Source organism: Paenibacillus sp. FSL H7-0323 (genome assembly GCF_038002725.1).
Taxonomy (GTDB): domain Bacteria; phylum Bacillota; class Bacilli; order Paenibacillales; family Paenibacillaceae; genus Paenibacillus_AQ; species Paenibacillus_AQ odorifer.
Genome location: NZ_JBBODB010000001.1, coordinates 1,893,633 through 1,905,494 on the forward strand (window position 1 = coordinate 1,893,633; position 11,862 = coordinate 1,905,494).

General features: G+C 43.2%; 10 protein-coding genes. 3 read left to right on the forward strand and 7 right to left on the reverse strand.

Annotation, left to right across the window (positions count from 1 at the left end; translation table 11 throughout):
- Positions 1-2: 2 nt before the first annotated feature.
- The 7 genes from MHH89_RS08690 to MHH89_RS08720 all read right to left on the reverse strand — a co-directional run bounded on the left by MHH89_RS08690 (position 3) and on the right by MHH89_RS08720 (position 8,794).
- Positions 3-1,745, reverse strand: coding sequence for a sensor histidine kinase (locus tag MHH89_RS08690; RefSeq protein ID WP_076308362.1), 1,743 nt, complete (start codon positions 1,743-1,745; stop codon positions 3-5).
- A 75-nt stretch (positions 1,746-1,820) separates the two neighbouring features.
- A complete protein-coding gene (locus tag MHH89_RS08695) occupies positions 1,821-3,494 on the reverse strand; it encodes an extracellular solute-binding protein (RefSeq protein ID WP_341086846.1) in 1,674 nt (557 codons plus the stop codon).
- 29 nt (positions 3,495-3,523) lie between these two features.
- Positions 3,524-4,393, reverse strand: coding sequence for a carbohydrate ABC transporter permease (locus MHH89_RS08700; protein WP_076184462.1), 870 nt, complete (start codon positions 4,391-4,393; stop codon positions 3,524-3,526).
- Between the two features lie 18 nt (positions 4,394-4,411).
- A complete protein-coding gene (locus tag MHH89_RS08705; protein WP_341086849.1) occupies positions 4,412-5,374 on the reverse strand; it encodes an ABC transporter permease in 963 nt (320 codons plus the stop codon).
- A 200-nt stretch (positions 5,375-5,574) separates the two neighbouring features.
- Positions 5,575-7,125, reverse strand: coding sequence for a response regulator transcription factor (locus MHH89_RS08710; RefSeq protein ID WP_341086851.1), 1,551 nt, complete (start codon positions 7,123-7,125; stop codon positions 5,575-5,577).
- A gap of 210 nt (positions 7,126-7,335) precedes the next feature.
- Complete coding sequence (locus MHH89_RS08715; protein WP_036688030.1) at positions 7,336-7,683, reverse strand: four-helix bundle copper-binding protein; 348 nt, start codon at positions 7,681-7,683, stop codon at positions 7,336-7,338.
- A 91-nt stretch (positions 7,684-7,774) separates the two neighbouring features.
- Complete coding sequence (locus MHH89_RS08720; RefSeq protein ID WP_076128306.1) at positions 7,775-8,794, reverse strand: CobW family GTP-binding protein; 1,020 nt, start codon at positions 8,792-8,794, stop codon at positions 7,775-7,777.
- A 165-nt stretch (positions 8,795-8,959) separates the two neighbouring features.
- Between MHH89_RS08720 and MHH89_RS08725 the strand changes: the two genes are divergently transcribed.
- The 3 genes from MHH89_RS08725 to MHH89_RS08735 all read left to right on the forward strand — a co-directional run bounded on the left by MHH89_RS08725 (position 8,960) and on the right by MHH89_RS08735 (position 11,841).
- On the forward strand, positions 8,960-9,478 hold the full coding sequence (locus MHH89_RS08725) for a MogA/MoaB family molybdenum cofactor biosynthesis protein (RefSeq protein ID WP_076128304.1): 519 nt from the start codon (positions 8,960-8,962) through the stop codon (positions 9,476-9,478).
- 503 nt (positions 9,479-9,981) lie between these two features.
- Complete coding sequence (locus MHH89_RS08730; RefSeq protein WP_341086855.1) at positions 9,982-11,019, forward strand: ArsR/SmtB family transcription factor; 1,038 nt, start codon at positions 9,982-9,984, stop codon at positions 11,017-11,019.
- 24 nt (positions 11,020-11,043) lie between these two features.
- Complete coding sequence (locus MHH89_RS08735; protein WP_076219893.1) at positions 11,044-11,841, forward strand: ABC transporter permease; 798 nt, start codon at positions 11,044-11,046, stop codon at positions 11,839-11,841.
- The last annotated feature ends 21 nt before the right edge of the window (positions 11,842-11,862 follow it).

Here is an 11,862-nt window from a genome sequence, read left to right on the forward strand (position 1 = left end):
ACCTACACCTCCTGCGGGAACGGCAAAAGAACACTGACTTTTGTTCCAAACCCAACCGTACTCTCAACATAAATGCCATATTCCTCACCGAAGGCAAGTCTGACCCGGTCACGGATGTTAAGCAAGCCAATACCTGTGCCTCTAGTCTCTACTTCCCCATTTAGTAATCGTTTGAGGAAATCCGCTTCCATTCCGGGGCCACGATCCTCAACTACAATCGCTAGCTTGCCATCAAATGGTTCAGCATATAATAGAATTTGACAAGGTTCAATCATCGTCTCAACACCATATTGAATAGCATTCTCCAACAGCGGTTGCAGGGTTAGCTTTGGAATAGAGACAGTATTGAAGACCTCTGGAATCTCCATATGAAAATCCAAACGTTTCTGAAACCGATAATTCTGAATAGTGATATAATGCTTCACGATTTCTAGCTCTTGCGCGACTGTGATTACATTTTGTTTCAAGCTGATCGATGACCGAAGAAGAAAAGCAAGCGAGACAACCATGCTCGAAATCTGTGCATGTTCACTTTTTTTAGCTAACCAGTGGATAGAATCCAGTGAGTTATAGAGGAAATGAGGATTAATCTGCGCTTGCAAAGCCTTAAATTCTGTCTCTTTTATAATCAGCTGGTTGGCATAGTTCTCTTTGATCAATGTGTTAATCTGTGTTATCATCTGACGAAATGTCCGTTGTAATAACCCCACCTCATCCATTTGCTGAAGTGGAGGAGCCATCAGCTTAGTATCCATACTGTCCAGATCTCCATATTGAACCTCTTTCATTTGACTGATCAGCGAGCGAATCGGTTGTGTCAGATTACGGGCAAAGCTCATCCCTAGCGCAATTATAATCACAATCGCAATTCCAAATATAATGATCATTGTATTCTTCAGCCAAATAGTTTTTTCAAAAATATCATTATAAGAAACATAGTTGTAGTAAGTCCATCCAGAGTAGGAAGATTGCTTCTGTGATACAAAGGCAACTTCTCCATTCATCTCTTTGATTTCGTATCCAGCCCCTGATTTTAAAGGCTGTAAAACCGCTGTTACACCGTCCGCTACTTTCCGATAAGGATAAACCAGTTCCTGACCTGCTTTCAAAATAATATCGCTGTCTTCTGCGGCCACACCAGCGTAATCTTGGGCTAACCTCCCTATATTAATGCGTAAATAGAGCGTGCCCAGCTTATCTAGCGTCATTGGATCATAAGCTCTCACTTCTCGGACCATGACCAGCATCGGATCTGAATCGTCAGGATACAACCAACGTACAGCACCATTCCCCGCTTCTGCCTCTCGGGTCATTCGTGCCGATTTCTCCTCTGTGAACAGAATCGTCTCTCCGTATCTGCTGACCTTCCCTTGGGAATCGATCAAATGTACAGACTGAATGTAACGTTCGTCCATACTGATATGCGTCCATAACCGATCAGCAATCATCTGCCGTGTAACATATCCAGTAAAATCGGAATCATCTTTGCGCAATTCCTTAAGGCCTTCTTGAATTTGCCGATCAGCAATCATCGTCAAAGTCATGGATTCCAGCTTTTTAAGCTCCATATCAATCGTAGTCGAAGACAAATTAAGCAGCCGATACGACTTGTCGTAAAGCTGCTTGTCATAAATAGAGTAGGCATAATATAAAGAACCGAACGCCATGGATATAATCAGAATCAGTATCAGAACAATCATCAGGAACACCTTCATTTTAATACTCAAATTCCGATAAACTTTCATCCGGGCTCTCCTTTGTCACTGTAATATAACTTGTATACCACATTATGGATAACCCGGATAGTCTTCTCAATCCGCTTATTTAGCCATGTAACGGTCATACGCAGCCTGATGGATTTTTATAGCTTCTTCAATGCCCATTCCTTTGATCGTATCCACCATTTTTTCAAATTCTGAGATTGGTTTCTGGCCATTAATGATTGCTGTCATCGTTTCATTCAGATACGTGTTGACCTGACTCATAATGGAAGTGCTTTTGCTGGCTTCGTCAACGCTCAAACGAAACGGAGGAAGCGTCAAATCAGAGCTAGCCTTCATCCAAGAAGCATTAGCCTCTCGTTGCCCCTCATCGAACAATAAAGCATCCAAATAACGGCTATCCTGATTGATGGGTCCATCCATAATCGAAAGCGCATATGAGGCTAACGCCTGATCGTAAGTCAAACCTTTAGAATTGTTGGTAATGACATCTGTGAATTTTATTCCTTCTCCTTCCTTCACATAGCTCTCACCTTCAATTCCGAAGTTGAACAATTCATGTCCTTGCGGGCTGTAATTGAAATCCATCCATTGAACAATATCCTTCAGTTTATCCTTATCCGCTCCGGTAGTGATTGCTTCACCATACGTCAATACTTTATTGTTCATATTAAAAGTAGCATAAGCTGTTCCGTTAGGAGAAACCGGCCAAGGTACACCTGTAAGATTAAAGTTCGGATCGGTATCGCGCATCAGGTTGAAGAATTTGCCCATACCGCTAAAGACACCACCGCCATAAGAACCGGCTAAATTATTCGTCACTTTATAATCAAAGGCTTTGCCATCGTTGGTCATAATTTCCGGATCAATAAGCCCTTCCTTATACCATGTGGCCATCGTTTCCAAGAAGCTTGAATAACCTGGCTGAATCGGCCCGTATTCGACCTTATCCCCATTTATCTGAAAACCGCCGATTACCCCAAACCCTGGTGAGAAATCGTGCAGCTTCGTCAGGTCACCAGGACCCCAGTTTCCAGTGAACGGCAGCTCATCGGCCTTCCCGTTGCCATTAGGATCTTTTTCTTTAAACGCTTTCAAAACAGTATGCCATTCCTCAATGGTGGTCGGCGGCTTCAGTCCCAGCTTATCGAGCCAATCCTTGCGCATAATCAATCCTGAAGTGGCATTCAGCTTCAGCGCATCCAGCTTCAGAAGAGGGAACATATAGATCGTTCCATCATCCAGTGTGATTTGTTTTTTTACATCCGGGTCGGATTCAATGATTTTGCGAAGATTCGGTGCATATTGTTCTATCAGCTCATTTAAAGGGATAATTCGGCCATCCTCAATTAATTTCTCCGGCCCACCAACCGCATCCGCCCAATTATAATAAATGACATCTGGAAGCTCTTTCGTAGAAATCAACAGGTTGAACTGATCCTTCTGCTGTCCAAGTGGTGGGTGCGTAAACTTCACTTTGATGCCAGTCAACTCTTCTTTCTTTTTATAGCTGGCCATATCACCAAAACTCTCCAAAGAAGCGGTAAGCTTACCATCATTGGCACGCCAGTAATTAATCGTCATTCCGTCTTTTGTAATTGGCAGTGGAATTTCTGTCAGCTTCTCCACCGGCGTATTAGTTGCGGTAGTATTCCCCTTATGATCTCCCGCCTTATTACCCGCACTAGTTCCATCATTATTGCCTGAACAGCCAGCCAGCATTGTAGAAAGAAGGACGGAACTTAACATCATGGCCCCTATTTTTCTTTTCACCCAAAATCGCCTCCATAAATAAATGTTATTTATTGTTTCACGGCACCGATTAAAGCGCCTTGAACAAAATATTTCTGGATAAACGGATACACCAGCATGATTGGTAACGTTGAGATAATGATAGTGGCGTATTTGATGTTCTCACCGATAGCGAAGCCTGTATCTACCCCAGCTCCCATTGACTCTGTACTGCTGCTAATCAGAATATCCCGCATTACAATTTGAATCGGATAGAGATCCTGACTGCGCAAATACAGCATCGGGGCTACATAATCATTCCAATGGTCAACCGCATAATAAAGAGTCATAACCGCGAGAATAGATTTGGACAGTGGCAGTACAATTCGGAATAAAATCAAGATATCATTAGCTCCGTCAAGCTTCGCCGACTCGATTAAGCTGATCGGTATTCCCTCAAAGCTAGTTTTCATTATCAAAAAATAAAAAGTACTAATCGCTCCAGGTATAATCATCGCCCAGCGGGTATCGACCATCCCGAGGTTCTGAATGAGCAGAAAAGTCGGGATCATCCCTCCGCCAAAAAACATCGTGAAGGTGATTAACTTCATCAGTGTTTTTCTACCGAAAAGATCTGATCTGGACAAGGAATACGCTGCGATTGATGTCATCAATAAATTAACGATTGTCCCAACAGTTACATAAAAAAGTGTATTTAAATATCCACTATAGATTTTCGAATTATGAAATACCGCTTTGTAAGCTTCGAGCTGAAAGCCTTCAGGCAGCAGCATTAATGACCTGGAACGCAGCAGTTCGTTCGGATCACTCACAGAGGAATTCAGCACATACAGGAGCGGATAAATCGATACAGCCATGATGCCTAACAACAGCAACACATTAATACAGTCAAAGATACGTTCACCTGCCGAACGTCGCATAGGTTCACCTCCTGTTCCTCACCAAAGACTGGTGGAGTTCACTTTTTTACTAATAGAGTTGGCAAGCAAAAGCAGTGAGAAATTTATAACCCCGTTAATTAATCCAATGGCTGTGGAATACGTATAATTGCCTTCCAGCACCCCAGAACGGTATACAAAGGTTGAGATAACATCCGAGGTTTCATAGGTTGGAGCGGTCTGCATCAGTAATATTTTTTGAAAATCGGAATTCATAACCGCGCCCAGACGCAGAATCAGCATAACGACGACAGTAGGCATAATTCCCGGCAGGGTAATGTTCAGAAGCTGTTTCCAGCGACCTGCGCCATCTATTTTGGCAGCCTCATATAATTGGGGATCAATTCCGCTAAGCGCCGCCAAAAAGATGATGGAAGCCCAGCCCGCACCTTGCCAGATGTTGGAGAGAATATAAAGTGGCCGGAACATATCCTTCTCTGCCAGAAACATCACAGGCTGTAGATCAAAAAAGCTACGAACTACGTTAAACAACCCGCCATCAAGTGCTGAGAATGTTTTTAACATGCCGACAACAACCACGACTGAAATGAAATGCGGCATATAGCTAACGGTTTGAATCGTGCTTTTGAACCACTTATTCCGGACCTCATTTAACAGCAAAGCCAATATTATGGGTGCCGGAAATCCGAAAATAATACTGTAAAAGCTAAGAATCAGTGTGTTCTTAATAATCCGCCAAAAGTAGTAGCTTTCAAAAAACATTTTAAAATTATCAAACCCGATCCACTGCCCCGCCATAATCCCTTTTATAGGACTATAGGATTTCTGAAAAGCCATTAGCAGACCGTACATCGGCCCATAGCTGAAAATCAGATAAAAGAGCACCACGGGAATTAACATGATATACACGTATTTATTCCGCTGCAGTTCGTTTTTCACAAAAGACCATTTGCCGGGTTTCATACCGGACTTCTTGGTCAGCAGCTGATGCTTAAGCTCCATTGGTTGGCCTCCCCGTATGTAATATGACTAGCTTCCTTATGCACATAACTTTACAGGTAAAGCTCTCCTTTCCCCATGTTCATATCCGGTAATTATTTGTTCAAAACCGTGGAACCCTCTTTTTCCTCGCACACAAAAATACCCCACAGTACTTATCGATCAAGTACGTAGGGTGTATGGGCTATCTTTAAATAAAACAATTATGGAGCCGTTTTTTTATATTCGGAAGGAGAAAAACCCGTGAATTTCTTGAAGGCTTTGCTAAAGTAGGATACATTATCTCCAAAACCGACTTCTTCAGCTAGAGGTCCAATCGTAAAATGTGCACATCCTTCGATGATTTCGAGCGCTTTTTGCATCCGGTATTTCATAACATAATTCGTAAACTTTTCCCCCGTTTCTTTCTTGAACATCTTACTAACATAATCAGGATTCATATAAATCTCCTGTGCAACAGTCTGCAAAGTTAATGTCTCTTCACAATAACGCCTATCCACGATACGCTGTACCTCTGCCACCATTTGCGATTGCTTACTGCGATTGCGGCTATAACGATCAAGGGTAATCTCTTCTGCAATACTCATTACAAACTGCTGAAAAGACTGGAGCGTGCTAGTCTCCATCATTCGAGGCAGCTTATCAATATATGTTTGCATCTTGTTTTGATCACTCAAACGTATAATCTCCATGAAGATCTGGATCAGATAGGATTTGGTCTTGGCAATGTCATATCTAAGATTCAGAAGTTGATGCAAAAGTGACAGCAGCTCGCATTCAGCATCTGCCCAGTGCCCCGCTTTAATGAGCATAACGAGGTGTTCGAGATCCACTTGCAGCTCTAGACCTTCCTCATCCTCTGGAATGCTGATATCTTTTTCTGTAATTAAGCTCCCTTCCCCCAGATAAAATCTATGGCTAAGACATTCGATCGTCTGCTTGAATAAACGCCTTACTTGCGTCAGCTCTCCAGGTTCACTTAATGCGGCCGTCAGATCAATATGATAATATTTCATAAAGGTAGCGCGGATGCTGTCTATTTTCTCAAATAAAGCAGCTTCAGACAGGTCATCTTCCATTAATAACAGAACACGCCGCCCTACAGTGGAGCTTAAAATATGATGTTGAAAAATATCTCCCGCAATATTACTGACCGCGAACAAATGCTCATATTCATGTTCTCCTTCAATCTCTACCAGCAGTAGCCTAACACGTTGACTCTGAAAATTCAGTCCAAACAGCTCACCAAAATATTTCCATTCCTCCACACCATAGGTCTTGTTCGTTACAAGCTCCTTCAGGAATTGTTCTTTGGCATGTGGAAGTACACGTTCCAGTCCATATTTTATCGATAGGATAAAGTTCTCCTCGTACTGCCGTTCCTCTCGCTTCTGAACTACCTCGCTTAGCGCTTCATTCAGGCTCTCTTCGCTGCACGGCTTCAGTAAATAATGTTTAACCCCATACTGCATCGCCATCTTAGCATAATCGAATTCTGAGAAGCCTGTCAGCATAATAAAAGAGGTCTCAGGATGAAGCGCTGTAACCGTCGCCACCAGCTCCAGCCCGTCCATTCCCGGCATACGAATATCGGTAATAATAATATCAGGTATAGCTTGCTTGATTAATTCTAATGCCTCCAAGCCATTTTGCGCGGTTCCAATAAGTTCTGTGCCCAATGCTTCCCAGTTCATTACCGATGAGATGCCATCCAGGATAATAAATTCATCATCAACTAAAAGGACCTTTTGCATGATACTGCTCCTCCAATCTTTTTTGTAAGCGCTAACAATAATATGTAAAAGGTTAAATCTGTATGTATTTAGCATTCTACATGCTTGTTTCCTTTTTTTCTACCAATAGCATGAATCAAACAGACCTGGATATAAAAAACCAGACTATTGCTATATTTCTACAGCAACAGTCTGGCTATTAGTTCATATATGAGAGTTAAGTTATACGATTTACGCATATACCTCAACAGCATCGCTAATCAAACGGCATGCCTCTGCAGCTTTACGGCAGGCATTAATACATTCTTGGCAGTGATTATGTATATGCTTGCTGCTTTCATCCGCGCATGCTTCACATATTTCTGCACATAGTTTTAGAATTCCAGATACAAACGGACTTTGACGGGTCATTGCTTGAATGGCATAAGAACAAATATCCGCACATTCACGATCGAGCCGCATGCTCTCACGAAGAGATGCAAGATCATATTCTTTTAGGCTTGAGACATAGCTGTAGTTACAGGCATTCATACTTTCGAGACAAGCGTCAATGCACTCCTGATATTGAATTCGGGTCATAGCCTTCAACCTCCTGCATTTTTAATGGTATGCCTTACTATTAACCTACAAGATTAGGAATGAACCACAGCTTCTTCTGAAGCAGAACGGATTACAGGCTTCTTTTGATCGTTCCAGGCCGAACTAAAATACGTCCTTCCATCTCCAGCAGCTTCGTGCGTAACTCACTGGATGAGAAATGTTCCCCGATAAATACAGCTACGTCTGGCACTTCACCTTGAGGTGTGATTTTCATAAAATCAGCTTCACGGTAAGCATATTGAAAAAGAAAGCGACTGGAGGTGTCATTAAAGGTCACAATGCCTTTAGCCCTATAAACATCACGCGGAAGCTCCTTGACGAACTGTTCAAAGGTCTCGCTGTTGACAGGTCGTTTGAAGTAATGTGTGTATGCCATCACGTGATCGTGGGAAGCGTGGGTGGCTCCTGAAGATTGCAGAGCTTCCTCATGCACATGGCTTTCGCTGTCGCTCTCTTCAAGCTGTGTATCCGTAAGAACTCCACCTGCGCTACGCAGGAGCTCCTCTGTGTCGATCTCACAACGCTCCGCTGGCATAATCGGTGCATAAGAATTCCATTTTCGCAGAACGGTTGTGATCTCTTCCGCTTCATCTGCTGAGACACGGTCAGTTTTATTCAGAATCAAAACAGAGGCGCAGCGAATTTGCTCCTGCATCAGTCGATAGGTTGCGCCCTGCTGCGCACGGTACAATTCGAGCAGATGCGCGGCGTCAACGACGGTGATCAAGCTTTTCAGCTCTACTTTTTGATACAGTGAAGTTTCGGTTACGCCATCTACAATTTCCAGCGGGTTCGCCGCACCTGTGGCCTCAATAACAACAACATCCGGTGATTCCTTCTTGATAAGAGTTGTTAGCTCTGTGCTGAGATCCCCTCGAATAGAACAGCAGATACAGCCGCCGAGCAGCTCTGCCATAGGAACGGTTTGCTCAACCAGCAGCCCATCCAGATTCACTTCACCCAGCTCATTCATCACTACTGCCGGGCGTAAGCCCTGATCTTTCCAATGTTCCAGCAGGCGCTGCAGCAGGGTAGTTTTGCCGCTTCCCAGAAATCCTGACAATATATACACAGGTACAACCTGTTCCATGATTCATCGCTCCTTGCAAATTACGGGTATGGTAGCGAGTTTACTACATGATGCCAAAGCACGCAAGCGGCACCCCTATATCCTCAAAAGATTAGCGCTGGATAACGAAACTTGTCTTTGCTTCCCCCATACCCTATCATGAGAACATCTCTAATTTAGGAGCTGATCTCATTGTCATCCGTTGAAGAACATCGGAAGGAAGCACCACAGTCCGTGTCCTGCTATATCATTACCGTCTCAGACACCAGAACTACTGAAACAGATACCGGTGGAGCTTTAATCCAATCCATGCTTGAGGCTGCCGGTTATGAAGTTATAGGCCGTACCATTATCAAAGACAACTATCAAGACATTCGTGAACTACTCTATAAAAACGCTGATCACACTGGAGTTGAAGCCGTACTGCTCACGGGTGGAACAGGAATTTCTCCCCGTGATACCACCTACGAAGCAGTTTCATCCTTGCTGGATAAAACGCTGCCGGGCTTCGGTGAGATTTTTCGAATGTTAAGCTACACAGAAGATATAGGTTCGGCGGCAATCCTTAGTCGAGCAATTGCAGGTACGATTGGCAACACAGCTATTTTTTCTATGCCCGGCTCCACTGGAGCCGTTAAATTGGCTATGGAACGGCTAATTATCCCGGAGCTTCGTCATGTAATGCGAGAGATATACAAACAATAATCCCACCCATTTTTTTATAAACTAGACAAATAACCAAGCATACCTTTGTTCTGTGCGTATAATACGGTAAGTTCACACACAAAGGAGCTGAAGGAAATGTCAGAAGAATGTCCAAAATGTCCGGCCCAAACTGTCACTGACCCACCTAAGGTGGTTTATCAAGATTATTACCACCCTCAAGTTGTGAATGTTATTCACCCGGTAGAAATCGTTAGACGCCATCACTGTGTCCCAGTTCCTCGCCATTGCTACACCTATTCTGTTAAAGATATCATGTGCGATAACTCCATGATGCCTAGAGGCAGAAGATAAAACTCTACTTCATAACTCTATTAAAAGTATCCTATAAGTGAGAGAAACATCCATGTCCAACACATGGAGATGTGCTCTCGCTTTTTTCTGCATAAAAGATTTGACAATCCTGACCATTCCCCCTATAATTTTGAACACTTTACGCGAAAGTGGTTTTTGATTAACCAAACAGTTAATCGGAAAGGAAAGAGATGAGCTCACTCCAAACTTTAAATCGAAAGATCAAAACGGTCGTCAGTCCTTTTCATGAGTTATTATGCAGTCTGCATGTCTTCCATCAACCAGAACACCATCCAACAAGATTACAATGGGCTTTGGAGCTCAAGAAAAGAATGCCTCTTGCTCTACAGGAGAACATCCACACACTTGGGCAGTTGTCAGAACGTTGGATCGCTCTGCTAGATTTACCGGACCGTATGGGTGTCCCTATTTCTTGCAATCAAGGAATCACCCTACTCAAAAAACTTCCGGATGCAGAGCTAGTGTATCTATTTATGAATCAAGAAATTGCACTAAGTACCATAGTCGAATGGCTGAATGAATCGGAAAGCAAACGTTCGCTGATGAAGTTGAGTGGAAACGTGAAGTACCTGATAAACAATCTGGCTAGTGTTCGCAAGCTCTTAATCTCAACATTAATTACATACGAACATGATTATTTCGGGCAGGAATGGGACTATATTGAACCATTTATGAACATCTCAGCCGCTCAGTTTCAAGACTTAGCCAGTCGTTCCCCGGAAAAGGCATTAAATACGCTCCACCCACGCCTCCTCTCAGAGAACGGGACTCTGACAGTACAAAAGGCTGTAACGTATTACTTTCCTTATGACCAGCTTGGACAAGTGTACGTTTTTCCTTCTACATTCATATTTCCGCATCTGCTTGTTGGCTGGTTCGAGGACACTTTATTTTTGCCTCTCACGGTGGATGTTCCCGGTCTTGCCTTTAGTGAGGGACCGCCGAGTGACCTGTTGCGCCAACTCAAAGCTTTAAGTGATGATACGCGGATGCGAATTCTGAAACTGCTGTGGAAAGGGGCGCATTGTACCAAGCAGCTTGCGCCAATATTGGGTATTTCTGAAGCTGCGGTCTCTAAACAGCTAAAACAACTAAATGAAGCAGGATTTACCCAATCACAGCGAAAAGGGAACTATTTATTTTATTCAGTGAACAAAGAAGTCTTTGATAATCTGCTCATCCTGCAAAGGCAGTACCTTGAACAATGAGGTTAATGAAAGGTGTGAGTACATATGTGGCATATCGCTATCGCAACCCTAAAAAGAAACCAAAAATCTAATCTTAGAGCCTTTCCCTGGACCTTTACATTCGGGCACATTATTGATGGAGTTTATCTAGTCATCATCTCTTATTTTTCTTATGTGTATCTAATCAAAGGGGATATAGATTCAAAATTTGCTATCTATAGTGGCAGTGAGGACTATCTGACCTATGTAATTATTGGAGGTATGCTCAGTATATTTTCCGTCAGTATGATGATGAATGTATCCAGGGCACTTATTACCGAATGGAGGGAAGGTACACTTGAGGCACTGTTGCTCTCTCCTTCAAGCCGGAGCGGTTATTTTCTAGGAAACGCTGTCCAGCAGTTGTATCGAAGTGGGGCGGAATTGCTGGTGGTTCTCTTCTTTGGCCTTTTGGCAGGACTTCGACTCCCCTCTGTTCACTTCATATCTGTCCTCGTGGGAATTTTGCTATTTTTACTATCGTGTTATGCGATGGCGCTGGTGCTAGGAAGCATTATGCTATATACAAGGGACACCTTCATTGTGCAAAATACTCTATTTACGCTAACTGCTCTACTGTGTGGATTTCAGTTTCCAAGGCAATACTTGCCTGACTACTTGCAGGCTATAGGTGAGATTTTCCCATTGACCTATGCGCTACAACTCCTTCGAGGCTCGCTGCAAACTGGAGAAGCAATACGATTACCTGACATATGGCCAATCATACTGCTTAGTGTTGTATACATAACGGTTGGTCAATGGACAAACCGGCGCATAGAGCGCGGGTTGTTCGAACGATTCTAAAACCTTGGAGGGGTGAAAACC

Bases quoted from the DNA above. Each gene is read 5' to 3' on its own strand.
- MHH89_RS08690 (WP_076308362.1), bottom strand. From the start codon at position 1,745: ATGAAAGTTTATCGGAATTTGAGTATTAAAATGAAGGTGTTCCTGATG.
- MHH89_RS08700 (WP_076184462.1), bottom strand. From the start codon at position 4,393: ATGCGACGTTCGGCAGGTGAACGTATCTTTGACTGTATTAATGTGTTG.
- MHH89_RS08705 (WP_341086849.1), bottom strand. From the start codon at position 5,374: ATGGAGCTTAAGCATCAGCTGCTGACCAAGAAGTCCGGTATGAAACCC.
- MHH89_RS08710 (WP_341086851.1), bottom strand. From the start codon at position 7,125: ATGCAAAAGGTCCTTTTAGTTGATGATGAATTTATTATCCTGGATGGC.
- MHH89_RS08715 (WP_036688030.1), bottom strand. From the start codon at position 7,683: ATGACCCGAATTCAATATCAGGAGTGCATTGACGCTTGTCTCGAAAGT.
- MHH89_RS08720 (WP_076128306.1), bottom strand. From the start codon at position 8,794: ATGGAACAGGTTGTACCTGTGTATATATTGTCAGGATTTCTGGGAAGC.
- MHH89_RS08730 (WP_341086855.1), top strand. From the start codon at position 9,982: ATGAGCTCACTCCAAACTTTAAATCGAAAGATCAAAACGGTCGTCAGT.
- MHH89_RS08735 (WP_076219893.1), top strand. From the start codon at position 11,044: ATGTGGCATATCGCTATCGCAACCCTAAAAAGAAACCAAAAATCTAAT.